The sequence below is a fragment of the Streptomyces arenae genome, assembly GCF_022343545.1.
Taxonomy (GTDB): Bacteria; Actinomycetota; Actinomycetes; order Streptomycetales; family Streptomycetaceae; genus Streptomyces; species Streptomyces humi.
Genome location: NZ_JAKQYH010000006.1, coordinates 54,428 through 81,292, shown reverse-complemented (window position 1 = coordinate 81,292; position 26,865 = coordinate 54,428). Strand labels below are relative to the sequence as shown.

General features: G+C 70.2%; 28 protein-coding genes and 3 tRNA genes. 24 read left to right on the top strand and 7 right to left on the bottom strand.

Annotation, left to right across the window (positions count from 1 at the left end; translation table 11 throughout):
- Position 1 precedes the first annotated feature (1 nt).
- From MB828_RS03205 to MB828_RS03170, 8 genes are all read left to right on the top strand, one after another.
- Positions 2-634 (top strand): NADH-quinone oxidoreductase subunit J family protein, encoded by a 633-nt coding sequence (locus MB828_RS03205; RefSeq protein WP_301646943.1) that lies wholly within the window; start codon positions 2-4, stop codon positions 632-634.
- Positions 634-1,020, top strand: a complete 387-nt coding sequence (gene nuoK, locus MB828_RS03200) for an NADH-quinone oxidoreductase subunit NuoK (protein WP_301646827.1) — start codon at positions 634-636, stop codon at positions 1,018-1,020. Before MB828_RS03205 ends, nuoK begins: the two co-directional genes overlap by 1 nt.
- The gene (locus MB828_RS03195; RefSeq protein WP_301646826.1) at positions 1,017-3,011 is read left to right on the top strand and encodes an NADH-quinone oxidoreductase subunit 5 family protein; all 1,995 of its coding nucleotides are present in this window, start codon (positions 1,017-1,019) and stop codon (positions 3,009-3,011) included. The genes nuoK and MB828_RS03195 overlap by 4 nt, the downstream gene beginning before the upstream one ends.
- 6 nt (positions 3,012-3,017) lie before the next feature.
- The gene (locus tag MB828_RS03190; protein WP_301646825.1) at positions 3,018-4,592 is read left to right on the top strand and encodes a complex I subunit 4 family protein; all 1,575 of its coding nucleotides are present in this window, start codon (positions 3,018-3,020) and stop codon (positions 4,590-4,592) included.
- Positions 4,589-6,112 (top strand): NADH-quinone oxidoreductase subunit N, encoded by a 1,524-nt coding sequence (locus MB828_RS03185; RefSeq protein WP_301646824.1) that lies wholly within the window; start codon positions 4,589-4,591, stop codon positions 6,110-6,112. The genes MB828_RS03190 and MB828_RS03185 overlap by 4 nt, the downstream gene beginning before the upstream one ends.
- 225 nt (positions 6,113-6,337) lie before the next feature.
- Complete coding sequence (gene htpX / locus MB828_RS03180) at positions 6,338-7,201, top strand: zinc metalloprotease HtpX (RefSeq protein ID WP_133027436.1); 864 nt, start codon at positions 6,338-6,340, stop codon at positions 7,199-7,201.
- Positions 7,198-7,590, top strand: coding sequence for a YccF domain-containing protein (locus tag MB828_RS03175; protein WP_301646823.1), 393 nt, complete (start codon positions 7,198-7,200; stop codon positions 7,588-7,590). Before htpX ends, MB828_RS03175 begins: the two co-directional genes overlap by 4 nt.
- Before the next feature lie 111 nt (positions 7,591-7,701).
- Entirely contained in the window at positions 7,702-8,268 is a 567-nt protein-coding gene (locus MB828_RS03170) for an SMI1/KNR4 family protein (protein ID WP_301646822.1), read from the top strand.
- 78 nt (positions 8,269-8,346) lie between these two features.
- Here MB828_RS03170 and MB828_RS03165 read toward each other — a convergent pair whose 3' ends face one another.
- Positions 8,347-9,591 carry an APC family permease gene (locus MB828_RS03165; protein WP_301646821.1) on the bottom strand — a complete coding sequence of 415 codons (1,245 nt, stop codon included), beginning with the start codon at positions 9,589-9,591 and terminating at the stop codon, positions 8,347-8,349.
- 188 nt (positions 9,592-9,779) lie between these two features.
- On the opposite strand from MB828_RS03165, the gene MB828_RS03160 reads away from it, so the two are divergent.
- Positions 9,780-10,046 carry a GlsB/YeaQ/YmgE family stress response membrane protein gene (locus MB828_RS03160; protein ID WP_046734181.1) on the top strand — a complete coding sequence of 89 codons (267 nt, stop codon included), beginning with the start codon at positions 9,780-9,782 and terminating at the stop codon, positions 10,044-10,046.
- 79 nt (positions 10,047-10,125) lie between these two features.
- Here MB828_RS03160 and MB828_RS03155 read toward each other — a convergent pair whose 3' ends face one another.
- Complete coding sequence (locus MB828_RS03155) at positions 10,126-10,614, bottom strand: YajQ family cyclic di-GMP-binding protein (RefSeq protein ID WP_046734180.1); 489 nt, start codon at positions 10,612-10,614, stop codon at positions 10,126-10,128.
- Positions 10,615-10,837: 223 nt separating this feature from the next.
- On the opposite strand from MB828_RS03155, the gene MB828_RS03150 reads away from it, so the two are divergent.
- The 4 genes from MB828_RS03150 to MB828_RS03135 all read left to right on the top strand — a co-directional run bounded on the left by MB828_RS03150 (position 10,838) and on the right by MB828_RS03135 (position 14,155).
- Positions 10,838-10,919: transfer RNA gene (locus MB828_RS03150), tRNA-Tyr, on the top strand.
- Between the two features lie 749 nt (positions 10,920-11,668).
- Complete coding sequence (locus tag MB828_RS03145; RefSeq protein WP_301646820.1) at positions 11,669-11,872, top strand: transposase; 204 nt, start codon at positions 11,669-11,671, stop codon at positions 11,870-11,872.
- A gap of 384 nt (positions 11,873-12,256) precedes the next feature.
- Positions 12,257-12,790: a hypothetical protein gene (locus MB828_RS03140; protein WP_301646819.1), complete on the top strand. Its 534-nt coding sequence runs from the start codon at positions 12,257-12,259 to the stop codon at positions 12,788-12,790.
- 342 nt (positions 12,791-13,132) lie between these two features.
- Positions 13,133-14,155, top strand: a complete 1,023-nt coding sequence (locus MB828_RS03135) for a hypothetical protein (protein WP_301646818.1) — start codon at positions 13,133-13,135, stop codon at positions 14,153-14,155.
- Positions 14,156-14,286: 131 nt separating this feature from the next.
- Here the strand turns inward: MB828_RS03135 and MB828_RS03130 are convergent, their stop codons facing one another.
- Positions 14,287-15,063, bottom strand: a complete 777-nt coding sequence (locus MB828_RS03130; RefSeq protein WP_301646817.1) for an AfsR/SARP family transcriptional regulator — start codon at positions 15,061-15,063, stop codon at positions 14,287-14,289.
- 695 nt (positions 15,064-15,758) lie between these two features.
- On the opposite strand from MB828_RS03130, the gene MB828_RS03125 reads away from it, so the two are divergent.
- Positions 15,759-15,971 carry a hypothetical protein gene (locus MB828_RS03125; RefSeq protein ID WP_301646816.1) on the top strand — a complete coding sequence of 71 codons (213 nt, stop codon included), beginning with the start codon at positions 15,759-15,761 and terminating at the stop codon, positions 15,969-15,971.
- Positions 15,972-16,019: 48 nt separating this feature from the next.
- Here the strand turns inward: MB828_RS03125 and MB828_RS03120 are convergent, their stop codons facing one another.
- Positions 16,020-16,676, bottom strand: a complete 657-nt coding sequence (locus MB828_RS03120; RefSeq protein WP_301646815.1) for an SDR family oxidoreductase — start codon at positions 16,674-16,676, stop codon at positions 16,020-16,022.
- Positions 16,677-16,961: 285 nt separating this feature from the next.
- Entirely contained in the window at positions 16,962-18,248 is a 1,287-nt protein-coding gene (locus MB828_RS03115; protein WP_301646814.1) for an amidohydrolase family protein, read from the bottom strand.
- A 279-nt stretch (positions 18,249-18,527) separates the two neighbouring features.
- Here MB828_RS03115 and MB828_RS03110 point away from each other — a divergent pair.
- From MB828_RS03110 to MB828_RS03075, 8 genes are all read left to right on the top strand, one after another.
- Positions 18,528-18,600 (top strand) — tRNA-Thr (locus MB828_RS03110).
- A 44-nt stretch (positions 18,601-18,644) separates the two neighbouring features.
- Positions 18,645-18,717: transfer RNA gene (locus MB828_RS03105), tRNA-Met, on the top strand.
- A gap of 90 nt (positions 18,718-18,807) precedes the next feature.
- A complete protein-coding gene (gene rpmG, locus MB828_RS03100; protein WP_003948671.1) occupies positions 18,808-18,972 on the top strand; it encodes a 50S ribosomal protein L33 in 165 nt (54 codons plus the stop codon).
- Between the two features lie 117 nt (positions 18,973-19,089).
- Complete coding sequence (locus tag MB828_RS03095) at positions 19,090-19,554, top strand: MaoC family dehydratase N-terminal domain-containing protein (RefSeq protein WP_133027424.1); 465 nt, start codon at positions 19,090-19,092, stop codon at positions 19,552-19,554.
- Positions 19,555-19,561: 7 nt separating this feature from the next.
- Positions 19,562-19,990, top strand: a complete 429-nt coding sequence (locus MB828_RS03090; protein WP_046731092.1) for a MaoC family dehydratase — start codon at positions 19,562-19,564, stop codon at positions 19,988-19,990.
- A 338-nt stretch (positions 19,991-20,328) separates the two neighbouring features.
- Entirely contained in the window at positions 20,329-20,910 is a 582-nt protein-coding gene (locus tag MB828_RS03085; RefSeq protein WP_133027423.1) for a TetR/AcrR family transcriptional regulator, read from the top strand.
- Positions 20,911-21,006: 96 nt separating this feature from the next.
- Positions 21,007-22,467, top strand: a complete 1,461-nt coding sequence (locus MB828_RS03080; protein WP_301646813.1) for an MFS transporter — start codon at positions 21,007-21,009, stop codon at positions 22,465-22,467.
- 101 nt (positions 22,468-22,568) lie between these two features.
- Positions 22,569-23,636: a UDP-N-acetylmuramate dehydrogenase gene (locus tag MB828_RS03075; RefSeq protein ID WP_301646812.1), complete on the top strand. Its 1,068-nt coding sequence runs from the start codon at positions 22,569-22,571 to the stop codon at positions 23,634-23,636.
- Positions 23,637-23,667: 31 nt separating this feature from the next.
- On the opposite strand, the gene MB828_RS03070 is transcribed toward MB828_RS03075, so the two are convergent.
- Complete coding sequence (locus tag MB828_RS03070) at positions 23,668-24,297, bottom strand: NAD(P)-dependent oxidoreductase (protein ID WP_301646811.1); 630 nt, start codon at positions 24,295-24,297, stop codon at positions 23,668-23,670.
- Positions 24,298-24,448: 151 nt separating this feature from the next.
- Between MB828_RS03070 and MB828_RS03065 the strand changes: the two genes are divergently transcribed.
- Both MB828_RS03065 and MB828_RS03060 read left to right on the top strand, forming a co-directional pair.
- On the top strand, positions 24,449-25,072 hold the full coding sequence (locus MB828_RS03065) for a TetR/AcrR family transcriptional regulator (protein WP_133027419.1): 624 nt from the start codon (positions 24,449-24,451) through the stop codon (positions 25,070-25,072).
- Between the two features lie 18 nt (positions 25,073-25,090).
- On the top strand, positions 25,091-25,756 hold the full coding sequence (locus tag MB828_RS03060; RefSeq protein WP_301646810.1) for a hypothetical protein: 666 nt from the start codon (positions 25,091-25,093) through the stop codon (positions 25,754-25,756).
- Here the strand turns inward: MB828_RS03060 and MB828_RS03055 are convergent, their stop codons facing one another.
- Complete coding sequence (locus MB828_RS03055) at positions 25,757-26,797, bottom strand: adenosine deaminase (RefSeq protein ID WP_301646809.1); 1,041 nt, start codon at positions 26,795-26,797, stop codon at positions 25,757-25,759. It lies immediately after the preceding gene.
- Positions 26,798-26,865 lie beyond the last annotated feature (68 nt).

Sequence of the window (26,865 nt, the reverse complement as noted above, 5' to 3'; positions counted from 1 at the left end):
CATGGCCCAAGCGCCGCACGGCTTCCTGTCCCCGACCGGCGTGGAGGTCGCCTTCCTCCTCGTCGGCCTGGTCACCTTCGGCGCCGCGCTCGTCACGGTGACCACGCGCCAGCTGGTGCACGCCGCCCTGTGGCTGGTGGTCGCCCTCGGAGGGCTCGCCGTCGAATACCTGCTTCTCACCGCCGAGTTCATCGCCTGGGTGCAGGTGCTCATCTATGTGGGTTCCGTCGTCGTCCTCCTTCTCTTCGGTCTGATGCTCACCAGGGCCCCGATCGGCCGCTCCCCGGACGCCGACTCCGGCAACCGCTGGTTCGCGCTGGCCGTCGCCGTGTCCGCGGCGGCCACTCTGGTCTGGGTGGTCGTCGACGCCTTCCGCACCACCTGGATCGACCTGGGCGGCGCCGCCGCCGGTTCGACGAAGGTCACCGGTGCGAGCCTCTTCCAGAACTGGGTCCTGCCCTTCGAGGCCCTTTCCGTCCTCCTCCTCGCGGCCCTGGTCGGGGCGATCGTCCTGTCCCGGAAGGCGAAGGCGGATCCGTCCCCGCCTCCTGTGAACGGCCGGCCGGTCACGCAGAGTTCCCCCTCGGTCACGGATTCCGGGATTCACCCGATCGAGCAGGAAGGCGCCCGCTGATGCACCTCGCCTATCCCGCCGTGTTCTCCGCCCTCCTCTTCTGCACCGGCCTGTACGGCGTCCTGGCCCGCCGCAACGCGATCCTGGTCCTGATGTCGGTCGAGCTGATGCTCAACGCCGTCAACCTCAACCTCGTCGCCTTCGACGTCTGGCTGAGCAGGGCCGCCCGGGACACCCTGCACTCCGGCCAGGCCCTGACCCTGTTCACCATCGCCATCGCCGCCGCCGAGATCGGCATCGGCCTGGCGATCGTCCTCGCCGTCCACCGCAACCGCGGCACCGCCGACATCGACCGGCTCCGTGACACCGCCGAAGGCCACGAGGACGGCACGGCCGGCCCGCCCACGGACGGGGCGGCCGACGAGAAGGCTGAGGCCACCGCGTGACCACGACCACCCTCGCCGTTCTCATTCCCCTCCTGCCGTTCCTCGGCGCCGTGGCCGGCCTGCTCCTGGGGCGCACGGCCCCCGGCTTCGTCCGCCCGCTCGCGGTCCTGCCGACGCTCGCCGCACTGGCCCTGGCCTGCACGGTCGCCGCCGACCAGGGCGGCGGCCGGCCCGTCGAGACGCACACCGAACTCACCCCGACCGGTTCGGTCCCCATCGAACTCGCCCTGTACATCGACGGCTTCGCCGCCCTGGTCGCCGTCCTGGTCGCCTTCGTCGCCACCTGCGTACAGATCTACTCGACCGGCTACCTCCGCGACGACCCGCGCTACCCCTCGTACGCCGCCCTCGTCTCCCTGTTCACCTCCGCGATGCTGCTGGTCGTCTACTCCGGCGACCTGATCGTGCTGCTCGTCGGCTGGGAAGTCATGGGCATCTGCTCCTACTTCCTCGTCGGCCACTACTGGGAGACCCCCGAAGCGCGCGCCGCCTCCATCAAGGCCTTCCTGGTCACCAAGCTCGGCGACGTGCCGTTCCTGATCGGCCTGTTCGCGCTGGCCACCGACGCCGGATCGTTCCGCGTCACCACGGTCCTCTCCACGGTCGCGCACGGCGGCCTGCACCACCCGACCCTCGTCGGCCTGCTTCTCCTGTGCGGTGTGGCGGGCAAGTCGGCGCAGTTCCCGCTGCACACCTGGCTCCCCGACGCGATGGCCGGCCCGACCCCGGTCTCCGCGCTGATCCACGCCGCGACGATGGTCGCCGCCGGTGTCTACTTCGTGGCCCGTCTCCTTCCGGTCTTCGAGGCCAGCGCGGCCGTGATGGTCGTCCTCGCGGTGATGGGCGCCGTCACGATGGTGGGTTCTGGTCTCGCCGCCCTCGCCCAGGACGACATCAAACGCGTCCTCGCCTACTCGACGATCGGGCAGCTCGGCTACATGACCGGCGCCCTCGCCGTCGGCGACCGCGGTGCCGCCGTGTTCCACCTCCTGTCCCACGGCGCCTTCAAGGCGCTGCTGTTCCTCGCGGCCGGCGTGGTGATCCATGCCGCCGGCACCAACTCGCTCGCCGTCATGTCCCGCACGTCCGGCCTGCGCGACCGCGTCCCGGACGCTTACTGGACGATGACCGTGGCCCTGCTCGCGCTCGCCGCGATTCCGCCCTTCAGCGGCTTCTTCTCCAAGGAGTCCGTCCTCGGCGCCGCCGAGCACGCGACGACCGGTCACGCCGAGCACGTCCCCGGCAGCGCCGGCTGGGTCGTTCTCGTCGCGGGCCTGGTCACCGCGCTGCTCACCGCCGCGTACGCGACCCGGCTGTGGCTGCTGGCCTTCCGAGGCAAGGGAGCCGAAGCCCCGGACCACGGCAGGCAGCCGCTGTCCATGACGGTGGTGCTGTGGGTGCTGGCCGTCCCGTCCCTCGCCTTCGGCGGCTTCGCCTACCGCTCGCTGCCCGGCTGGTTCGACGGCCGCGCCCTCACCCCCACCCTCACCACCTCGGTCCTCGGCACCGGCCTCGCGCTGGCCGGCGGACTCCTCACCTACGGCGCCTGGCTGCGCACCCGGACGGCGGCGGCCCGGGTCCCGCTGGGCGCCGTCGCCGCCCACCCGGAGGGCGATGCCGCACTGGTCGAGGCCGAGGCCATCGCCGCCCACGCTCCGGCGTTCGGCGACGTGGCCTACGCACCCGACCCGGCCGACCCCGGCCGGGCCCTGCTCGGCCCACTGCACCGGCACGCGGCCGAGGGCTTCCACCTGGACGCCCTGTACGACGCACTGTTCGTCCGCCCGGTCCTGGCCGCCGCGAGCCTCGTCCGGTTCCTCGACCGTGAGGTCGTCGACACCTACGTCCGCGGAGCGGGAGCCCTGCCACGCCTGCTCGGCGCCGCCGTCCGGCGGGCCCAGACCGGCAACGTCCAGACCTATGTGAGCGCGCTGCTCGCCGGCACCGTCGTCCTGGCGGTCGCCGTCCTCCTCGTCGCCACGGGAGCGTGAGCAGGCGTGATCGATATCAGCGAATCCGTGATGCAGTTCCTTCTGGCATTGATCGTCGTCGGCCCGCTCCTGGGCGCCGTCGCCGCTCTGCTGCCCGCCCCGCCCGGACTGAAGGGCAAGTCACCCGAGCAGGCCGTGCTCCGGCACGGCGTGACCGTCACCGGCGCGATCCTGCTCGCCGCGATCGTCCTCGCACTCGGCTTCGACCACGGCCATCCGTCGAGGATGCAGGCCACGACCGACATCAGCTGGATCCCCGCACTCGACGTGCGCATCCACCTCGGCATCGACGGCATCTCCCTCCCCCTCGTGGTCCTGACCGCGCTGCTGACCTTCCTCTGCGCGCTGTACTCGTACTTCAACATGCCCGCGGGCCCGTCCCCGAAGGCCTTCGTCGCACTGCTGCTCGTCCTGGAGTCCGGCACCCTCGCGACCTTCGCCGTCCTCGACCTGCTGCTCTTCTTCCTCGCGTTCGAGACCGTGCTCATCCCGATGTACTTCCTCATCGCCCGCTGGGGCGGCGAGGGACGGACCCGAGCCGCCTGGAGATTCATCCTCTTCACGCTGCTCGGGTCCGTCGTCATGCTGCTCGGCCTGCTCCTGATCGGAATCAAGGCGGGCACGTTCGACATGGTCGCACTCGCCACTGACAACGGCCGGTCACTGACCGCATCCGTGCAGGTCATCGCTGTTCTGGCGATCGGGATCGGGCTTGCGGTGAAGACCCCGATGTGGCCCCTGCACAGCTGGCTGCCGGACGCCCACACCGCCGCGCCGACCGTCGGCTCGGTGATGCTGGCCGGTGTCCTGCTGAAGATGGGAACGTACGGGTTCGTCCGCATCCTGCTGCCGGTCGCGCCGGACGGTTTCCGCACCTTCGCGCCCTACCTCGCCGCCCTCGCCGTCGTCGGGATCATCTACGGGTCCCTGGCCTGCCTGAACCTGGCCAAACAGGGAGTGCGGGGCGACCTCAAACGGCTGATCGCGTACTCCTCCGTCGGCCACATGGGCTTCGTCCTGCTCGGCGTCGCCACCATGACCCCGACCGGCGTCAACGGCGCCCTGTTCGCCAACATCGCCCACGGGCTCATCACCGGCCTGCTGTTCTTCCTGGTCGGCGGCATCAAGGACCGCACCGGAACCACCGACCTCGACACCCTCTCCGAGAGCACCGGCGCCGCCCTGTACGGCAAGGCACCGCGCCTCGGCGGGCTGCTGGCGTTCGCCGCCGTCGCCTCGCTCGGACTGCCCGGACTCGCCGGGTTCTGGGGCGAGATGCTGGCCCTGTTCGGTGCGTTCGAGCCAGCCGCCGGCCTCAGCCGCCCGGCCTTCCTGACCTTCATGGCGATCGCCGCCTTCGGCACCCTGCTGACCGCCGCCTACATGCTGGCCGTGGTCCGCCGCGTCTGCATGGGCGCCGTACCGCAGGACGCGCCGCGGCTCGCCGACGTCCGCACGTACGAGTTCGCGGCCTGGACCCCGCTCGTCGTCCTCACCGTCGTCGCCGGACTGTGGCCCAGGGCCCTGCTCGGCCTGACCGACCCGGCCGTGCAGCAGCTCCTCGCAGGAGGCACCCGATGAGCGCCCTGGCCCAGCCCCTGGCCGCGAACCTCGTCCAGTCCGTCGACTGGCTCGCCATCGCCCCGCCCACGCTCGCCGCGGTCGTCGGTCTCGCCGTTCTGATCGCCGACCTGTTCGTGCCCGAAGCCAGGAAGCCGCTCCTCGGCTGGGTGTCGGTCGCCGGACTCGCCGCGGCCGCCGCCCTGTTGCTCCCGCTCCTGGACCACGACCGCAGCACCTTCTGCCTGAACGGCGCCCCGCGCGCGTGCAGCTACACCGCGGACCGGTTCACCCTGGTCGTGCAGTTCCTGGTCCTCGGCGGCGCCCTGCTCACCGCCCTGCTCTCCCTCACCGCCCTCAAGGACGGCAGGAGCCGCTACCCCCAGGGCGAGTTCTGGTTCCTGCTGCTCTCCTCGGCGGCCGGCGCCGCCCTGCTGCCCGCCTCCCGCGACCTCGCCACCCTGATCGTCGCCCTGGAGGTCGCCTCCCTGCCCGCCTTCGCCCTCGTCGGCATCCGGCACGGCGACAGACGCTCCTCCGAAGCGGCCCTGAAGTTTTTCCTGTCCTCGGTGACCGCGACCGCCGTCAGCCTCATGGGCGTCAGCTTCGTGTACGCCACCACCGGCAGCCTCTACCTCACCCAGGTCGCCGACCGTATCCAGCACGTCGACGGACAACTGCACACCCTCGCCCAGACGGGTGTCGTCCTCACCCTTGTGGGTTTCGCCTTCAAGACAGCCGCCGTGCCGTTCCACTTCTGGGTGCCCGACACCTACGTCGGCGCCCCGCTCCCGATCGCCGCCTACCTGTCGGTCGTCGGCAAGGCCGTCGGCTTCTCCGGCCTGATCCTGGTCACCGTCGTCGCCTTCCCGTCGTACGCCGACGTCTGGGGACCCGCGCTCGCCGCCCTGGCCGCGCTCACCATGACCGTCGGCAACGTCGCGGCCCTGCGCCAGCAGGCCACGCGCGCGTACAGCGCGGTACGACTGCTCGCCTGGTCGTCGGTGGGCCAGGCAGGTTATCTGCTGGTGCCGATCGCCGCCGCCGGATACACCGAGGACGCACGGAAGACCGTAGGCTCCACCGTCGCCTACGCCCTCATGTACGCGGCCGTCAACCTCGGCGCCTTCGCGGTGGCCGCCCTGGTGGCGCGTACACGGCACCTGAACCGCATCTCCGACTACCGCGGCCTGTACGGCAGCAACCCGCTCACCGCGCTGCTCCTGGCCTTCTTCCTGCTGTGCCTGGCCGGACTCCCGCCCGGCGTCATCGGACTGTTCGCGAAGGTCACCGTCTTCTCGACGGCCGTCGACGCGGGCCTCGGCTGGCTGGCCGTCGTCATGGCGGTCAACGTCGTGATCGCCCTGTACTACTACCTCCAGTGGACGACCCTGCTGTTCCGCGCCCCCGAGGGCGAACCGGCCCAGCACGTCCTCCCGGCCCCCCTCACGGCCGCGCTCGCCCTCACCGGCACCCTGGGCATCGCACTGTCCGGAGCACCGCAGCTGGTGCTGCGCTTCGCCGGCACCGGCCTTTTCTGACGCCCACGCGCGCGTGCAGGGCGTGCCCACTCATGGCGGGCCGCCCTTCACCCGGACGGCTCACGTGGCGCACAGCGGGCACAAGGGAACTAGTGGCCGCCGCCTGGCGTTGACCAGTGCGGGAGGGTCCACTGGACGTGACACCACGGCACCGGTGGCATCGCAGACCGGAAGGCAGCAGCGCAGGCAAAGGGTTCCCCTGCCGCACGACTTGGAGGGCGTACCGTGCACCGCCGGCACAACGGGCTCAGGACCGCAGTTCTCCTCGGAGGACTGTCGGCACTCATCATCGTCATCGGCAGCTTCTTCGGCCGGACGGGTCTGATCGTCGCGGTCCTCGTCGCCCTCGGCACGAACGCGTACGCGTACTGGAACAGCGACAAACTCGCGCTACGCGCGATGCGCGCGCGCCCGGTGAGCGAGTTCGAGGCCCCGGCCCTGTACCGGATGGTCCGGGAACTCTCCACCCAGGCCCGGCAGCCCATGCCCCGCCTGTACATCTCCCCGACGGAGGCGCCGAACGCCTTCGCGACCGGCCGCAACCCACGCAACGCCGCCGTGTGTTGCACCGAGGGCATCATGCGCATCCTGGACGAACGTGAACTGCGCGGGGTCATCGGCCACGAACTGAGTCACGTCTACAACCGCGACATCCTCATCTCGTCGGTGGCCGGCGCCCTCGCCTCCGTGATCATGTTCCTGGTCAACTTCGCCTGGCTGATCCCGGTCGGCCGTTCGGACGACGACGACGGCCCCGGCTTCCTCGGCCTGCTGCTGATCATGATCCTCGGCCCGCTCGCCGCCTCCCTCATCCAGCTCGCCATCAGCCGCTCCCGGGAGTACGAGGCGGATGCCTCCGGAGCCCAGCTCACCGGCGACCCGCTCGCCCTGGCCAGCGCGTTGCGCAAGCTGGAGGCCGGCACCAAGCAGCTTCCGCTTCCTCCGGAGCCCCGGATCGAGACCGCGAGCCACATGATGATCGCGAACCCCTTCCGTCCGGGCCAGGGACTGTCCAAGATGTTCTCGACGCACCCGCCGATGGCGGAACGGATCGCCCGGCTAGAGAAGATGGCAGGTCGCCCCCAGTGAAGACCATCCTGAACGTCATTTGGCTCGTCCTGAGCGGCTTCTGGCTGTTCCTCGGGTACCTGCTCGCGGGCGTGATCCTCTGCATCACGATCATCGGCATCCCGTTCGGCATAGCGGCGTTCCGGATCGGCGTCTACGCCCTGTGGCCCTTCGGGTACACGACCGTCGAGCGGCGCGACGCGGGCGCCGGCTCCTGCGTCGGCAACGTGCTGTGGCTGGTGCTGGCGGGCTGGTGGCTGGCCCTCGCCCACATCGTCACCGGTATCGCCATGTGCGTCACGATCATCGGGATCCCGTTCGGTATCGCCAACTTCAAGCTGATCCCGGTCTCCCTGCTCCCGCTGGGCCGCGAGATCGTGCCCACCGACGAGCCGTTCGCGACCCGCTGACCGCACCCCGCCCGTCGACCCTGACACCCGAGTTGTCCACAGGTCGGAGCACCGACGGGCCGTTGTCCACAGCCCGGCCCCGTTGGCAGTGCCGGCCTGCATCATGAAGCCATGACCGAGTTCGAGCAATTGCTGACACGGGTGACCGCGCAGGCCCGCAACTCCCGCCCCTGGGGCTGGCCTTCGCTGCCCGCGCCCGTCGACGCGGCCACGCTCGACCGGGCTCGGGAGGCCCTGGGCTTCCCGCTGCCGCCCCTGCTCGCCGCGCTCTACCGACGAGTGGGGGACGGCGGCTTCGGCCCGTCGTACGGCCTGCTGCCCCTGCTCGACGCCCCGCCCTCCGGCGAACCCGCCGCCGTCGCCCAGTACCTCGCCAACCGCGCGTACGGCCGCAAGGATCCGGAGTGGCCCTGGCCCGAGGGCGTGCTGCCGATATCCCACTGGGGCTGTGGCATGTACGCGTGCGTGGACTGCCGCACTCCGCAGGCCACCGTCCTCCTGTACGAGCCGAACGCCGACGACGCCGACGGCGCCTGGTTCGTGGACGCGCCCACCCTCACCGACTGGCTGCACGTGTGGCTGGACGGCACGGGCTGGTACGAGGAGACCGACGAGGGCACGGATCTCGCGCCCTGGGCCGAGTTCCGGTCGCGCACTGGCCCCGGCCTGACGTCCTGAGACACCGGAGCTCGGAGGGGGCGGCCGCCGGCTACCGACGGCTGGAAAGGGGTCGGTCACCGTAGCGGCGCCGTCCGCCTACCGTGCCGCCACCCGGCGTCGTACCCCGTAGGCCGCCGCACCGACCGCCAGTACGGCCGCCCCCGCCGCCACCGACACCACCGGCAGTGCGAACGCCAGGGTCGCGCAGCCCAGCAGTCCGACCACGGGGATCACGCGGGTACGCGGGGCCGGATCGAGCGTCCACGCCGAGGCGTTCGCCACCGCGTAGTACGCCAGCACACCGAAGGAGGAGAAACCGATGGCACCCCGGACGTCCGCCGTCGCCGCCACCACGGCGACCACCGCGCCGACGGCCAGTTCCGCGCGGTGCGGGACCTGGAAGCGCGGATGCACGGCGGCCAGCGCCCGGGGCAGATGGCCGTCGCGGGCCATGGCGAGCGTCGTCCGCGACACACCGAGGACCAGTGCGAGCAGCGAGCCGAGCGCGGCCACCGCGGCCCCCACCCGAACGACGGGCTCCAGCCCCGGCACCCCGGCCGCCCGCACCGCGTCGGCCAGTGGCGCGGCGGCACGCCCGAGCCCGTCCGCGCCCAGCACCGAGAGCGCCGCCACCGCCACGCAGACGTACACCACGAGGGTCACACTCAGAGCCAGCGGAATCGCGCGCGGGATGGTGCGTGCCGGGTCCCGCACCTCCTCACCGAGGGTCGCGATGCGTGCGTAGCCGGCGAACGCGAAGAACAGCAGACCGGCCGCCTGAAGAAGGCCGCCCACGCCAGACGGCAGTCCGATGTCAAGGCGTCCGGCCTCCGCCCGTCCGGACGTCAGGCACACGACCACCACGGAAGCGAGGACCGCCAGCACCACGGCCACGATCACCCGTGTCAGCCAGGCCGACTTCTGGATGCCGCCGTAGTTCACAGCGGTCAGTGCCACCACGGCCGCGACGGCCACCGCATGAGCCTGGCCCGGCCAGACGTACACACCCACGGTCAGCGCCATCGCCGCGCAGGACGCCGTCTTCCCGACGACGAACGCCCAGCCCGCGAGGTACCCCCAGAAGACACCGAGCCGTTCCCGCCCGTAGACATAGGTGCCGCCCGACTGCGGGTAGCGGGCGGCGAGCCGGGCCGAGGACATCGCGTTGCAGTAGGCGACCAGCGCGGCGACGGCCAGCCCCGGCAGCAGCCCCGACCCGGCCGCGCGGGCCGCCGGGCCCAGAGCCGAGAACACGCCAGCGCCGATCATCGAGCCGAGGCCGACGACCACGGCGTCGCGTACGCCCAGCGTGCGCCGCAGGCCGGCGGGGGAGGAAGCCATGCGCCGCACCCTACTGACCGCCGCAACCGCCTGGTAGCGCCGAAGCGTCCTGGTCATCGACAGGGCACGAACATGCGCGCTACGGACACATCCGGATGGCTCGGGCAGTCTGTCCGGCACCACCGGCCCCGGCCGAGATCACAGGGCCGGAGCAGTGCGAACCCGGCGCGGAAGGGCAGGTTCAGGGCATGGGCATCATCAGCTGGATCATCCTGGGACTGTTGGCCGGAGCCATCGCCAAAATCCTCCTGCCGGGCCGCGACCCCGGCGGTTTCATCGGGACGACCCTCATCGGCATCGTGGGCGCGTTTCTCGGCGGCTGGATATCGGCCCGCTGGCTGGACCACCCGTTCACCAAAAACTTCTACGACGGCACGACCTGGCTGGCGGCGATCGGCGGCTCGCTGGTGCTGCTCATCGCCTACCGCCTCCTGTTCGGGAACTCGCGCGACTGAGCGACCTGAGGACGGACGGCAGACGAGAGGGTGGGCACCCGCGGGTGCCCACCCTCTCGCGTACTTCGGCCGGCGGTGACTACCGGTAGTTCACGAACTGGAGGGCGAAGTCGAAGTCCTGGCCCTTGAGGAGCGCGATCACGGCCTGCAGGTCGTCGCGGCTCTTCGAGCTGACGCGCAGCTCGTCACCCTGGACCTGGGCCTTCACGCCCTTGGGGCCCTCGTCACGGATGACCTTCGCGACCTTCTTCGCGTTCTCCTGGGAGATGCCCTCCTCGATCGACGCGAAGATCTTGTACTCCTTGCCGGAGAGCTGGGGCTCGCCCGCGTCCAGCGCCTTCAGCGAGATGCCGCGCTTGATCAGCTTCGACTGGAAGACGTCGAGGATCGCCTTGACCCGCTCCTCGGAGTTCGCCTCCATCAGGATCTTCTCGCCGGACCAGGCGATGGAGGCGCCCACGCCCTTGAAGTCGTAGCGCTGCGAGACCTCCTTGGCGGCCTGGTTGAGGGCGTTGTCGACCTCCTGCCGCTCGACCTTCGAGACGATGTCGAAACTGGAGTCGGCCATGTCCTGTGGCTCCTTGTATCGGGGGTAACGGGATGCGTTGCGGCGCGTGGCGACGGCCGTCGGCCCCCTTGTGGAGACCGGGTCGCATCCGCACCAGCCTAGCCACCCCACGCCCCGTGGGCGCCGATCAATCGGGTGGCGGAGCACCCCTCGGGATCGGGTATTGTTTACGTCGTTGCCAGGGAACACCGCCGAAAAGCGGTTCGACTTGGCGGCAAACCCCGGCGGTGTGCCCGAGCGGCCAAAGGGAGCAGACTGTAAATCTGCCGGCTTCGCCTTCCCAGGTTCGAATCCTGGCGCCGCCACACTGGGGAAGACCCCCTCCGATCAGCCTGTATGGCAGATCGGAGGGGGTTTTTCAGTTCCCTGCCTCGGTTCGATCTCAGCACCGGTCGCGGGGTGGCGTGTCTCACCCCGTGCCTGCCGAATACAGCCTCTGATCAGGGCGTGTCCCACATGGGCCGCCTGGCGGAGGTACGACTGCTCAAGCCCGTTCCACTCGCGACACGTGGCGTCGATCCGGCTGCCGGCCGCCTGCTCACGGGTCCGGTCCAAGGCCTACACGTACACCCTGTGCAATACCGCGATGCTGTAGTCGAGACGACGAGCGCGCTCCGTCGCGTCGACTCCAGGGCGCGCCAGAAGGGCTCCCTGGCATGAGGAAGATCATAGAGACGCCGGGCCGACGCGGTCGGGTGGCGTGCCGTGCCGTGCCGTGCTGTGCCGTGCGTTGCGAGGTGCTGCTGGAGCACTCGCAGCGACGTGGGCGGGTTCGGCGCCGGGCGCGAGTCCCTCACGGCGCGAGCTTTGAGACGGGGGGTTTCGTGGGCCGTCCCGTCAACCGGCGGGTTCCGTCCGGCGTGTACGACTCCCTGATGCAAGGTCAGCAAGTCCCATTTCGTGTCCGGCGGGTGGCACTCAGCGGGGTGGAGCGCGGGAGGTTCCACCGGGCGCGTGGTCCCGCGTAGTACAGGCACCCGAGGATGGTTTCGAAGTCCTGCCCGTACGGCCGCTGCTCGCGTGCCGCCGCCAACAGGGCCTGTACCCGACGTGGATGGGCGACGCTCCCGGCGTCGACGGGCAGACAAGTGGTCGTGTGGTGGTCATGCGGCACGGCTCCGCCGAGTTCAAGGCGGATGCGGTCGCGTTGTACGTGTCGCGGCCGGAAGTGACGATCGGGCAGGTTGCCGCGGACCTGAGGATCAACGCGCCGACGCTGCGGAACTGGTGCCGGGCAGCCGACTCCGGCCGCCTGTAGGGCCGCCGTTCGACCACTCCGTCTCCGGCCTCGCGAAGGGGGCGGCGGCGCTGGAAGCCGAAGTCGCCGCCCAGTGAACAGCGTCCCAAGTCATCAGCGTCTCCAACCGTGCGTTTAGGGACCGGTGGCATTCCGGGCCAGCCGTTCTTCCTCCGTGTGGCTGGGGACGGCAACCATGACGGGCCCAGAGGCCGACGATGCCCTTTCCGGACCGAGAAAGACGTCACGGGGCGTGGGGCCTTGGTGAGGGTGAATGAGTGATCAGGGCACGCGACACGAGCCGTTGGGGGAATACCTATCCCGCACCTGTGTACGTTACGTAATCACCCCATTGCGATAAGTGATGCGGCTCTGTACTCGCAAACGCACGGAGGGCAAGATTTCATGCGCAAGCTCAAGAAGGCCGTGATCGCCGCTCTGACGGTCGGTGGTCTGGTCGCTCTCGGCTCGGGAAGCGCCTCTGCCGCCGATTTCAGCGACTCCCACCATGGAGGAACCAAGCCATTCCCGACCTCCCGCGTGTTGGGCGGTACCACGCCGCACGGGCAGCAATCTGCGGAAAAGAAGACGAAGGTGCGGAAGAAGGCGACGCCGAAGGGTGTCAACCAGGTGACCGCACGGGAGGCGGACGCGCAGGCGGGGCGCATCCTCCGCGTCGGCGGCCTGCTCGGCGGGCTCTTGGAGGTGCCGGGCGAGCTGGTCGACGTCCTCGCTGGCACCACCCAGAACACCCCGGCGGCAAGCAACACTTCTGGTGGCATCAACCAGAACAACCAGGCGAGCGGCATCGCCGGCGGAACCAACCAGAACAACCAGGCAAACGGTTCCTCTGGTGGTACCAACCAGAACAACCAGGTGAGCGGGCCCACGATCGCTATCGGTCTGTTCTCGCCGGCCATCCAGCAGACGAACCAGTAGCGGACGCCGAGCGCGCTGGGCAGTTGAAGGCGCTGACTCCGCCGATCAGCTTCTACGACGCGAACCCGCCACGATCGTGTGGCGGGTTCCGTCGGTTTCGGAGAGGGGTCAGGCGAATGGGCCGCGGTCCTGTTTCAGCAGCGGCACGCGTGCATTAAGGGCAAGTATGCCGCTGATGTTGGGTGACGCCGGGGCTGAACAGCGAGAGCCGGCTGCAGTAGACGCTCGACGGTGAAGGCCGCGGGTCCTGTCACGCCAGCGTCACGCGACGGTGATGCCCCGCGCTCCACGATGAACTGGCAAAGGCAAGCCCAAACCCGCTCTCACAGCAAGGAAGCCGCCATGATGACGAATATCCGGCATCGCATACCGCGCCTGATAGGTGCGTCCAGCCTGGTCGCGACGCTTGCTCTCGGGACAGGCGTGGGGACTGCCGCGGCAGCACAGCACGAGGTGTCAAAGCCACAGGTCGCGCCCACAGCGCCGTGTGGTAATTCCAGGCCCTGCACGGGCGGTAATCAGAACAACCAGGCGTCGGGTAACCGTGGGGTTAATCAGAACAACCAGGCCTCAGGTAGCCGTGGCGGTAACCAGAACAACCAGGCCTCAGGTAGCCGTGGCGGTAACCAGAACAACCAGGCCTCGGGTGCGAGTGGGGTTAACCAGAACAACCAGGCGTCGGGGACGAGTGGCGGCAATCAGAACAACCAGGCGTCGGGGACCAGTGGCGGTAACCAGAACAACCAGGCGTCCGGTGCGAGTGGGGTTAACCAGAACAACCAGGCGTCGGGGACCAGTGGCGGTAACCAGAACAACCAGGCGTCCGGTGCGAGTGGGGTTAACCAGAACAACCAGGCGTCGGGAACGAGTGGCGGTAACCAGAACAACCAGGCGTCCGGTGCGAGTGGGGTTAACCAGAACAACCAGGCGTCGGGGACCAGTGGCGGTAACCAGAACAACCAGGCGTCCGGTGCGAGTGGGGTTAACCAGAACAACCAGGCGTCGGGGACCAGTGGCGGTAACCAGAACAACCAGGCGTCCGGTGCGAGTGGGGTTAACCAGAACAACCAGGCGTCGGGGACGAGTGGCGGTAACCAGAACAACCAGGCGTCCGGTGCGAGTGGGGTTAACCAGAACAACCAGGCGTCGGGAACGAGTGGCGGTAACCAGAACAACCAGGCCTCGGGGACCAGTGGCGGTAACCAGAACAACCAGGCCTCGGGAACGAGTGGCGGTAACCAGAACAACCAGGCCTCGGGTACGAGTGGGGTTAACCAGAACAACCAGGCCTCGGACACCAGTGGGGTCAATCAGAACAACCAGGCCTCGGGTACGAGTGGGGTTAACCAGAACAACCAGGCTTGACCCTTTCGGTGAAGTGGTACGGCGAACCCGCCACTCACGGTGGTGGCGGGTTCGCGGTCGCTCGCGACCGAGCGCGTCGCGGTTTCGGCGGTCCGGTCCGGCTCTCCTCGCGGCCCCTACCGTCTCGGTCCCTACCGTCTCCCGCCAGGCGGTGGCTGCTGCAGGCCGGCTACCAGCTGGCGCAGCCGCTTTGTGGGGCGGAGCCCCAACTCGTTGCGGAGGCGCCGCGAGTAGCGTTCGAAGTGGTCCAGCGCCTCGGCAAGGTTGCCCTCCGCCAGGTGCGCGCGGATCAGCGAGGCCTGACTGCTCTCCCGCAGTGGATCTGCCTGCACGGCTGTATGAGCGGCCGTCACCGCCCCGGCGAACTGCTCGGCGTCGATGAATTCTCCCGCCAGCCTTTCGAGGGCATGAAGGCGAAGCTCGCGCCATTTCTCCGCCTCCAGCATGACCCACTCGTCGTACCACCCGGGCAGCAGATCGGCGGAGAGGTGGTCGACGGTCGCCGGATTGAGGCCGAGGTCCTCAGCCGGCACGCGGGGGTCGAGTATGCCCTGGGCCAGCGACCGGGCGTGGTACAGGTCGACGGTGACCGCCTGCCCGAGACGCACCTCGCTGGGAGAGACCTCCAACGCTTTCCGGCCGAGGTCGTGCAGACGGGTCAGCGCCGCTCGAAGGTTCGTGTGCGCTTTCTGCTCGGATGCTTCGGGCCAAAGACTTCCGGCGATCAAAGCCCTGGGGACGGAGACGCGATAATTGAGCGCGATGAATGCCAAGAGCCGTTTCGAGCCGACCTGGACTGTCACCGGGACATCATCGACGACGAGGTCGAAACCGCCGAGAAGAGCTATGTGTACGGATGGACGACTCTGTGCGGTCACAGAAAATGAGACGAGATAATCTGAGCTCATAGCTGTGTGATCGCTAGGAATCGGTGGCCCCGGGTGCCCGCAGACTGGCAGCACCACCATTGCCGAAGGTCAGCGACCTCCACACCTCCCAACGGGTCCATGCTGCTCTGCCCGGTGAGGGTTGTCCACCGAGAATGTGTGAAAGTGGGACTGTTGAGTGGCAAAGCATCCTGGGGGTGCGGGGGCGTGCCCATCCGGACGTAAAAAAATGCTGATCCCGCTGTCCCGTAGTAAAATCACTACTCCGATTCCCCCGGCTGCACCTGCTGCATCGCCGCGCAGGGAGTCCGACGCCGACCATCGGGTGATGGATATGAGAGAGGCATTCCTGCGAAGCAGTAGTATCGCAGTTGCAGCCCTATCGTGTTTGCTCGTTGGTATGTGGGGTGCCTCGGCGGGTGAAGCAGGCGCGTCTGCGTGGCATTCTCGGCAAGTGCTGGCGAGTTCGGTCCTGAAATGCTACGAGACCACTCGTGATCCGAGCACGATTGTGTGCTACCGGGTTTCGTACAGACCTCTGCTCAGGGACGGGCAGACGGTGTTCGTTCCTTTTCTGATCCAAGTTCCGACGCCTGCCAATCCGCCGACGCCCACCTTGGTCACGAATCTCCCGGCGACTTAGCGGATGAGGCAGGGAACAGGGAAGCGGGCTCCAGGTCGATAGGCGCGCCACGCCTCGGGGCACACTGAAACACATGTCCTCACGTCGCAGAACCTGTCCGGTGTGCCACCGCGAAATCGCCGTCGTCGCGGGTCGCTTCGCGCGGCACGACCCGCCCGGGGCGCGCGAGACCGGTGACCTGGTCTCCTGCACCGGCTCGCGACAGCAGGCCCAACTCGGGCTGGCTCAGCCGACGTTGGACGGATACGTCGTGCCGGACTTCCCGGGGCAGCTGCCGCTGTTCTGAGAACCCCGGCCAGCCGCCGTCACCGACAGCAACGGCCGGGCCACGACCTCAGTTCCCGGCCACCGACTTCACGGCCACCGTGACCGGCGTCGACCCGCCGATCAGCTCCAGGGTCAGTCCCGCCGTCGCCGGGGTGTCCACCAACTCCGCCAGCACGGCCGCCACATCGTCGCGGGTGACCGCGCCACGGCCCGTGTGCGCCTCCAGGCGGACCAGACCCGTACCGGGCTCGTCCGTCAGCGCGCCGGGGCGCAGGATCGTCCAGTCCAGGGCGTCCTGCCTGGTGACATGCGCGTCGGCCGCGCCCTTGGCCCGCAGATACACGTCGAAGACGTCGTCTCCCGAGTGCGCCGGATCCGCGCCCATCGACGAGACGACCACGAACCGGCGTACGCCCGAGCGCACCGCCGCGTCCGCGAACAGCACCGCCGCGTCCTTGTCCACCGTCTCCTTGCGGGCCGTGCCACTGCCCGGGCCCGCGCCCGCCGCGAACACCGCGGCATCCGCCCCCGCCAGGTGCGCCGCGACCCCCTCGACCGACGCCGACTCCAGGTCAAGCAGCACCGGCTCGGCGCCGGCCTCCCGCAGAGCGTCGCCCTGTTCGGCCTTCCGGATGATTCCCGCGACCTCGTCCCCGCGCGCGGTGAGCAGTCGCTCCAACCGCAACGCGATCTGACCATGACCACCAGCGATGACAATGCGCATGTTTCCGACCGTACGCCCGAAGCCCCGCATCCGCCGCACGACTTCACGCGCCCCACACGCACGAGTGGCCTCGGGGAACCGCCGCACGCCGGGCCCGGACCCAGACCCGCATGCTGGGCCCGGATCCGCTGGGCCCGACCCCACCCGCATGCCGGGCCCCCACCCGCACGCCGGACCCCGCCCGCACGCTGAGTCTGCCCGGACTCACGCCCGCACGCCCGGCCCGGACTCACACCCGTGCGCCGCGTCCTCCCGCGCCCGGCCCGCCCCGGGAGGTGTGTTTCCTCAGGACAACTTCCCCCGTCCCTGTCGCGGCAGTCCCAGCTCCGCCGCCACCGCCGAGTTGCAGTACTCGCGGACCGCGCTCGTGCGCGCCACCACGCGCCCCCGGTGCACCACGATCCGGCTGTAGGCGAGGGAGAGGGCGCCCGCCAGATGGTCGCCGCGTACGGCGAGGAGCTCGGCCGGGAAACCGGCCTCCACGCGTACCTCGGGCAGGCCGAGCGCCGCGCGGGCGGAGGCGCTCACGGTGTCGTAGGCGTCCTCGGGGCGCAGGCCGTGGCGGGAGGCCAGGAGGTATGCCGCCTCCAGGGGATCGCCACGGCCGACGGGGTTCGAGAGGTCGCGCAGGGCGCCGCTGCCGGCGGCGACCCGCACCCCGGCCGCACGCAGCAGCCGTACCGGAGCCGTACCGCGCCGGTCGACCGAGCCGCAGCCGCCCTGCGGGAGGCACACCACCGTGACGCCCGCCGCGGCGAGTTGGTCCGCGACCCGGGCCGCCGCCTCGGCGGGCAGGCGTGCGAGGCCGGCGCACGGGCCGAGGAGCACGCCGGGGCGCATGCCCCCGGCCATCGCCGCGAGCCTGGCCAGCCGGGCCGGGTCGGCCGCGTCGGTGTGCAGGTCGACCGGACAGCCGTGCTCGGACGCCACCTCCAGCACGGCCTCCACATAGCCCGTGGGATCGGGGTCCAGGTCGGGGCAGCCGCCCACCACGGACGCGCCCATCTTCGCGGCGTCCCGCAGTATCGCCAGCCCGTCGGCGCCCGCGACCCCGGTGAGCACGCGCGGCATCGCGACCGTCGTGAGTTCCGCGAGCCCGCGCAGCGAGCGGCGGGCCTGGAGGACCGCGGCCAGTGCACCCAGCCCCTGGACGTCGCCCACGCGCACGTGCGCGCGCACCGCCGTCGCGCCGTGCCCGAGCTGTAGCAGGGCCGCCTCGGTGACGCGGCGCTGGACGTCCTCCGGCTCGTAGGAGACGGGGCCGTCGGGTTCGGCGGAGAGCGCGGTGTCGCCGTGGGCGTGCGGTTCGGCCGGGGCCGGGAGCAGGAGATAGCCACTGAGGTCCACGCGGGTGCCGCCCGCGCGGGCGAGGCCGGACGCGAGGCTGCCGGCCGTACCGACCGCCTCGATGCGCCCGCCGCCCAGCCGTACGTCCACGGTCCGGCCGTCGGTGAGCCGCGCGCCGCACAGGAGGAGCGCGGCGGGGTCGGGCTGGCCCGAGGAGCCTGAGGAGCCCGAGGAACCCGAGGAGTTGGACGACGACGAGGGCGGCTGCGGCTGGCTGTCGGGCATCGCGCTCCAGGAAGGTCGGTCCAGGCGTGGGACTCAAGATCACACAGAGTGAGTCGAGCCTAGGGTGGCGAGCCGCGTGGGGCGGGGAGGAGCGCAATAGTCGTACCGGAGCCGTCGGACCTGCGAGGAACGTGTCCGGCACGCGCGCGGGGGGAGCGCCGGAAGGGGCCCGCGAGGCGGCTGTGAGGGGGGCCGCGAGCCGTGCGGAACGGGCCGGGAACGGCGCCGGGAAACGGATTTGGGTGAACGGCTGCCGAGCGTGTAATGTCTTCATCGCTCGCCCCAATAGCTCAGTCGGCAGAGCGTCTCCATGGTAAGGAGAAGGTCTACGGTTCGATTCCGTATTGGGGCTCTGGTGTGAGAGGTCCCGTCGCGAGGCGGGGCTGATCTCATCAAAGCGGTGTAGCTCAGTCGGTAGAGCAAGCGGCTCATAATCGCTGTGTCACCGGTTCAAGTCCGGTCACCGCTACTGACAGTAGCCGATTGCGGGGTCGGTCCTTCGATCGGCTACTCTTTCTTGCGTTGAATCAGTCCATCCGTTCGTCTTAGGAGCACTCACGTGGCTGCCACCGACGTCCGCCCGAAGATCACGCTGGCCTGCGTGGAGTGCAAGGAGCGGAACTACATCACCAAGAAGAACCGGCGTAACAACCCGGACCGTCTTGAGATGAAGAAGCACTGCCCGCGTTGCAACGCGCACACTGCGCACCGCGAAACGCGATAATCACAGGCTCGTTCGTGAGGCCGTCCCCGGTTCGGGGGCGGCCTCACGGCGTTTCGGGAGCAGGCTTTCCCGCTAGTTTGTGGGACAGCACAGCAGACATCAGGAGGTGCCGGGCCGATGGCGCTCGACCAGTCCTTCGTGGGACGGACCTACCCGCCCACCGAGCCCTACGAGGTGGGCCGGGAGAAGATCCGTGAGTTCGCCGAGGCGGTGGGCGACACCAATCCGGTGTACACGGACCCGGAAGCCGCCAAGGCGCTCGGCTATTCCGATGTGATCGCCCCGCCCACGTTTGTCTTCTCGATCACTTTCCGGGCTGCCGGACAGGTCGTCGAGGACCCGCAGCTCGGCCTGGACTACAGCCGGGTCGTGCACGGCGACCAGAAGTTCGCCTACCGGCGCCCGGTGCGCGCCGGTGACCGGCTGAGCGTGACCTCGACCATCGAGGCCGTCAAGTCGCTCGCGGGCAACGACATCATCGACATCCGCGGAGACGTCCACGACGAGGCGGGCGAGCTCGTGGTGAGCGCGCTGACCAAACTGGTGGCCCGCGCGGCGGACGCAGCAGAAGGCGGGGCGTGAGGATCCGATGACGTCGAAGATCGCGTACGAGGACGTCGAGGTCGGCACCGAACTGCCGGCGCAGACCTTCCCCGTGACCCGCGCCACGCTGGTGCGGTACGCGGGCGCCTCCGGGGACTTCAACCCCATCCACTGGAACGAGAAGTTCGCCAAGGAGGTCGGCCTGCCGGACGTCATCGCGCACGGCATGTTCACCATGGCCGAGGCGATCCGTGTGGTCACCGACTGGACCGGCGACCCGGGCGCCGTCGTCGACTACGGCGTCCGGTTCACCAAGCCCGTCGTGGTCCCGAACGACGACCAGGGTGCCCTGATCGAGGTCAGCGGCAAGGTCGCGGCCAAGCTCGACGACAACACGGTGCGCGTCGACCTCACGGCGACCAGCGCCGGACAGAAGGTGCTCGGCATGTCCCGGGCTGTCGTACGACTGGGCTGAGGCCTTCACAGGCACGCGTGCCCGCAGGTATGCGGGCACGCAGGCCGGAGCCGCGGCGGCGCTCGCGTTTCGTGGTGCCGTGTCGGCGGTAAGGGGCGTTCTCCTTTCGGAGGCGCCCCTTACGCATTGTGACCATCGCCCGTTGTGACCTTGGCGTGCTGTGACCCCCTGCGCGAGGCGATCCTTGCGGTTGTGATCCTGCGCGTTGTGATCCCTCGCGTTGTGATCCCTCGCGTTGTGATCCTGCGCGTTGTGTCCCTGCGTTGTGGTCCCTGCGGCGGATCCGGGAGCAGGCGCGTCCCTTGACTTAGTTAGTGATTGAGTACTAACTTTCTCGCATGGTCAGGATGAGTGCCGAGGAGCGGCGTGAGAGCGTCATTCGCGCGGCGATCGCCGAGTTCTCGCAGAGGGGCTACTACGGCACCTCCACCGACGCGATCGCCAAGCGGGTCGGGGTCTCGCAGCCGTACCTCTTCCGGCTCTTCCCGGGCAAGAAAGCGATCTTCGGTGCCGCCTCGCAGCGCTGCATCGACGAGATGCGCGAGGTCTTCGAGGACGCGGCCAAGGGCTTGGAGGGCGAGGACGCCCTGCATGCCATGGGTGACGCGTACGTGCGGCTCATCCAGGAGCGGCCGGAGCGGCTCCAGATGCAGATGCAGACGTACATCGCCGTCGCCGCGGCGGAGGCGGAGGGCGAGCACGAGTTCGGTGAGATCGTGCGGGCCGGCTGGTCGCGCCTCTGGGAGACCGTGCATCTGCTCTCGGGCGCCGACGTCGACCGCACGACGACCTTCCTGGCCAAGGGGATGCTCATCAACACCTACGCGGCCATGGGGTTTCCGCCCGATCACCGGGTCTGGCAGGGGATGTACCCGGATGCCGGGACCACGGGGCGGCTGGAGAAGTGCCGTGACGAGTGAGGGGCCGGTTCGCCGTCCCGGACCCGGTTTCTCATGGCCCTGAAAATTAGTGATCAATAACTAATGAACGTTCGCAGACCACGCTCTGGGGGAGCGATGTCACAAGAGACCGCAACGCAGACCGAACGAGAGACCATACGTCGCGGCGGTGCCGTATGGGCGCTCGTCATCACCGGGGTCGCCGGGTTCATGGCGTCCCTCGACAACCTCGTCGTCACCACCGCCCTGCCGTCCATCCGCAAGGACCTCGGTGGCGCCCTGGACGACCTCGAATGGACCGTGAGCGCCTACACGCTCACGTTCGCCGTCCTGCTCATGTTCGGCGCCGCCCTCGGTGACCGGTTCGGCCGCCGCCGGCTCTTCCTCGTCGGCCTCGCCGTCTTCACCGGTGCGTCCGCCGCCGCGGCCCTGGCGCCCGGCATCGACTCCCTGATCGCCGCCCGCGCGGTCCAGGGCGTCGGCGCGGCCGTCATGATGCCGCTCACCCTCACCCTGCTGACGGCGGCCGTGCCCGAGGCCCGGCGCGGGATGGCCTACGGCATCTGGGGAGCCGTCAACGGGCTCGCGGTCGCCTCAGGGCCGCTCATCGGCGGCAGCCTCACCGAACACGTGTCCTGGCATTGGATCTTCTGGCTGAACGTCCCGCTCGGTGTCGCGGTCCTGCCGCTCGCCCGCCTCCGGCTCGCCGAGTCGTACGGCACCGGTGCCCCGCTCGACATACCCGGCACACTGCTCGCCAGCGGTGGTCTGTTCGGGATCGTCTACGGCCTGGTGCGCGGCCCCGCCGACGGCTGGACCAGCCCCATGGTGCTCACCGGGCTGTTCGCCGGCAGCGCGCTGCTCGCCGGGTTCGTACTGCACGGCAGCATCGCCAAGAACCCCATGCTGCCGATGCGGCTCTTCCGCTCCCGCGCCTTCTCCGGGATCAACACCGCCAGCCTGCTGATGTTCCTCGGCATGTTCGGCTCGATCTTCCTGCTCAGCCAGTACATGCAGGGCGTGCTCGGCTACTCGCCCACCGAGGCGGGTCTCCGGATGCTGCCCTGGACCGGCATGCCGATGATCGTCGCGCCGATCGCGGGCATCCTCTCCGACCGGATCGGCGGCCGCCCGGTCGTCGCCGCCGGGCTCTTCCTGCAGGCCGCCGGGCTCGGCTACCTGGCCTCCGTGGTCACCGCGCACGCCTCCTACAGTGCCCAGCTGCCCGGTCTGGTCATCAGCGGAGTCGGCATGGCCCTGTACTTCGCCCCGGCCGCCAACCTGGTGATGTCCGCCGTACGCCCGCAGGAACAGGGCATCGCCTCCGGCGCCAACAACGCGCTCCGCGAGGTCGGCGGAGCCCTCGGCGTCGCGGTCATGTCGTCGATCTTCTCCGCGCAGGGCGGCTACGGGAGTGCCCAGAACTTCGTGGACGGGCTGCGGCCCGCCCTGGTGACCGGTTCGGCGGCGGTCGCCGTCGCCGGGGTGGCCGCGCTGCTGATCCCCGGGCGACGCCGGGTCGCGCTGGCCGCCTCCGAGGGGGAGCCCGTGCCGGAGCCGGTGACCGTCGGCAGCTGACGGCACGCGCGCGTGGGGCCCCGTTCCGGGTGGACGGGGCCCCACGCGCGCGTGCGGCTCGGCAGGCGGCGCCGCCGGTGGCGTCTCGTAGTCTTGGGCGCGTGCAGGAACTCCACGACGCCCCCCTCGCCCCCCTCACCACCTTCCGGCTCGGCGGACCCGCCACCCGGCTGGTCACCGCGACCACTGACGCCGAGGTGATCGCCGCGGTTCGGGCCGCCGACGACAGCGGGACCCCGCTGCTCGTCATCGGCGGCGGATCGAACCTGGTCATCGGTGACAAGGGCTTCGACGGCACCGCCCTGCGCATCGCCACCACCGGCTTCGAACTGCGCGGGACGACCCTGGAGCTGGCGGCCGGCGAAGTGTGGACCGACGCCGTCGCCCGTACCGTCGAGGCCGGACTGGCCGGCGTCGAGTGCCTCGCCGGGATCCCGGGCTCGGCGGGCGCCACCCCGATCCAGAACGTGGGGGCCTACGGCCAGGAAGTGTCCTCGACCATCACCGAGGTCGTCGCGTACGACCGCAGGGCCGGTGCGGCCGTGACGCTCACCAACGAGGAGTGCGCGTTCTCGTACCGGCACAGCCGGTTCAAGGACGACCCCTCGCGGTACGTCGTGCTGCGGGTCCGCTTCGCCCTGGAGGACGCGGGCGGGCTGTCGGCGCCGCTGCGGTACGCCGAGACCGCGCGGGCGCTCGGCGTGGAGCCCGGCGACCGGGTGCCGCTGGCCGACGCCCGTGAGACCGTGCTGAAGCTGCGGGCGGGGAAGGGCATGGTGCTGGACCCCGAGGACCACGACACCTGGTCGGCGGGATCCTTCTTCACCAACCCGATCCTCACGGACGCGCAATTCGCCGACTTCCGCGCGCGCGTGCGCGAGCGGCTGGGCGACGGGGCCGAGCCCCCCGCCTACCCGGCGGGGGAGGGGCACACCAAGACCTCGGCGGCCTGGCTGATCGACAAGGCCGGGTTCGGCAAGGGATACGGCGACGGGGCGGCCCGGATCTCCACCAAGCACACGCTGGCGCTGACGAACCGGGGCGGGGCGACGACCGAGGATCTGCTGGAGCTGGCGCGGGAGGTCGTCGCGGGCGTTCGCGAGGCGTTCGGCGTGACTCTCGTCAACGAGCCGGTGACCGTCGGCGTGAGTCTTCAGGGGAGCCGGTGACCGTAGGCGTGAGTCCCCAGGGGAGGCCGGTTCAGTAGGCCACCCCCACCCCCTGCTTCACGGTGGCGTCGTCGTCGATGGTCGCCAGCATCGCGTGGGCCACGTCCGCCCGCGCGATGAAGCGGCCCTTCGGCGGGAAGCCGCCGATCACCCTGCGGTAGGTGCCGGTGAGGGGCTTGTCCTGGAGGCGGGGCGGGCGTACCGACGTCCAGTCCGTGGAACTGCGGGACAGCTCCGCCTCCATCTCGCGCAGGTCGTCGTAGACGGCCTTGAGGATCTTCGAGACCAGCGCGCGGGCCGCGCGGTCCACGAGGCCGTCGTCCGGTTCCGGGCCCACCGGCGCCGCGCTGACCACCACGAGCCGCCGCACCTCGGCCGCCTCCATCGCGGCCAGGACCGTGCGGGTCAGACGGGCGGCGACCCCAGCGTCCTTCGTGCTCCGCGGGCCCAGGCCGGACAGGACCGCGTCTCGGCCGGTGACCGCCGGGCGGACCGCCTCGGGGTCGGTGAGGTCCGCGCGAACCACCTCCAGGCCGGGGCCGGTCACGGTCAGCCGGGCCGGGTCGCGGACCACCGCGGTGACCCGGTGCCCGGACGCCAGTGCCTGACCGACGATCTCCCGGCCGATCCCACCGGTCGCGCCGAAGACAGTGAGGTTCATGACTGCTCCCGTCGTGTTCGTCCCACTGGTGGTGGGTGAGTGTTCACTCACCCATGGGTGTCTCCTAGGGTGGGTAAGTACTCACTCACCCGTCAAGTCTCCGCGTCACATCCGTCGCACCCACCGAAGGGACATGTGATCCTTGGGCGTCATGCAGCAGAAACCGGCCCGTGTCCGCATCCTCGACGCCGCACACGAGCTGATGCGCACCGTCGGACTCGCCCGTGCCACCACCAAGGAGATCGCCAGGGCGGCCGGCTGCTCCGAAGCGGCGCTGTACAAGTACTTCCCCAGCAAGGAAGAACTGTTCGTGCACGTCCTGAGCGAGCGGCTGCCGCGGCTGCTGCCGCTGCTCGGCGAGCTCACCGTCGAACCCGGCCGGGGCACCCTGGAGGACAACCTCACCCAGATCGCCCGCCAGGCCGCCCTCTTCTACGAGGAGAGCTTCCCGATCGCCGCGTCCCTGTACGCGGAGCAGCAGCTCAAACGGAAACTCGACGACCGGCTGCGCACCATCGGCGCCGGACCGCACCTGCCGATGCTGGCCCTGGCCGCCTACCTGCGTGCCGAGCAGGCGGCCGGGCGGGTCCGCCCCGACGCCGACACCTCCGCGGCCGCGTCCCTGCTGCTCGGCGCCTGCGTCCAGCGTGTCTTCGGCTACGACGCGACCCCGACCGGCGAACGCCCCCCGGTGGACGAGTTCGCCAACCGGATCGCCCGCACCCTGCTGGGCGGAATCTCCGTTGCCGAGGACCCCGTCCGCCCGGGACCCTGATGCCATGAGGCATCCCGCATGCGGCTGAGACTGCGCGAGTACCGGCCCCGCACCGGACCGCACGAACACCGGGTCGTCCAGCCCTGGCAGCCGCTGCGCCACACCTCACTGCGCGCGCCCGCGCCGATCGGCACGCTCATGGGCGACCACGACGGGCTCAACCGGCTCGCCGGGATGTTCTCCTTCGCCGCGTACTCGCGGCACACGATCGTCCATGTGCCGCTGCGCGACGTCGTGCCGCCCGACGAGGGCCAGGGGCCGCTCGTCGACCTCGTCATGGTCCACGAGACGCTCGGGCTGCGTGTCTCCCGGTGGCCCGAACTGCGCCAACGGCTGCGGCAGGGCACCCCGCTCACCGTCCGCACCGACGAGGCGCGCACCGCGCGGGACGCGGCCCTCTGGCGCGCGCGGCAGCGGCACGCCGGCCGCCGCGACGAGCTGCGGCACACGACCCGCGCGCGCACCTTCTTCCTCTTCGGCAACCGGGAGGCCTTCGCCGAGAGCGCCATGTCCCTGGCCTACGCGGCCGGCTGGGGCCCGCGCCAGAAGAACGTGACCAGCGGTCACGCGGCCCTCGTGTCGGGGCTGCGGGGGCTCGGACAGCCGCCGGGCGGCGGGCACCCGGTCGAGGTACTGGTGTGCTTCCAGGCGTACCCGCCGTACGCCCACTTCCGAAGACCCTGATCAGGACGGCGGGGCGACGAGCCAGGCGTCGATGCCCGCCAGGAGCTTCGCCTTGGTGTCCTCCGGCGCCGCCGAGCCCCGTACCGACTGCCGGGCCAGCTCCGCCAGTTCGGCGTCCGTGAAGGCGTGGTGGCGGCGCGCGATGTCGTACTGGGCGGCCAGCCGGGAGCCGAAGAGCAGTGGGTCGTCGGCGCCCAGGGCCATCGGGACACCCGCCTCGAAGAGCGTCCGCAAGGGGACGTCCTCAGCCTTCTCGTAGACGCCCAGGGCCACGTTGGAGGCCGGGCAGACCTCGCAGGTGATCTCCCGGTCCGCCAGGCGCTTGAGCAGCCGCGGGTCCTCCGCGGCCCGCACCCCGTGCCCGATCCGGGAGGCGTGCAGGTCGTCCAGGCAGTCCCGAACCGACGCCGGACCCGCCAGCTCGCCGCCGTGCGGGGCCGCCAGCAGGCCGCCCTCGCGGGCGATGTGGAACGCCCGGTCGAAGTCCCGGGCCATGCCCCGCCGCTCGTCGTTCGAGAGACCGAAGCCGACCACGCCCCGGTCCGCGTACCGCACCGCGAGCCGGGCGAGCGTGCGGGCGTCCAGAGGGTGCTTCATGCGGTTCGCGGCCACCAGGACGCGCATGCCGAGCCCGGTCTCCCGTGAGGTCGTCTCGACCGCGTCCAGGATGATCTCCAGGGCCGGGATCAGACCGCCCAGACGCGGGGCGTACGACGTCGGGTCCACCTGGATCTCCAGCCAGCCCGAGCCGTCCCTGACGTCCTCCTCGGCGGCCTCCCGCACCAGCCGCCGGATGTCCTCGGGCTCTCTCAGGCAGGAGCGCGCGGCGTCGTACAGCCGCTGGAAGCGGAACCAGCCTCGTTCGTCGGTGGCCCGCAGTCTCGGCGGCTCCCCGCTGGTCAGCGCGTCGGTCAGCGCCTCGGGGAGGCGTACGCCGTACTTGTCGGCCAGTTCCAGGACGGTTCCCGGCCGCATCGAACCGGTGAAGTGCAGATGCAGATGAGCCTTCGGCAGCTCAGAGACATCACGTACGTGCTCCATCCCAGGATCCTGCCGTACGCACCTGTCGTACCGGTAGCCGATTCCCCTTTAGTGGCCTTGCTCGCACA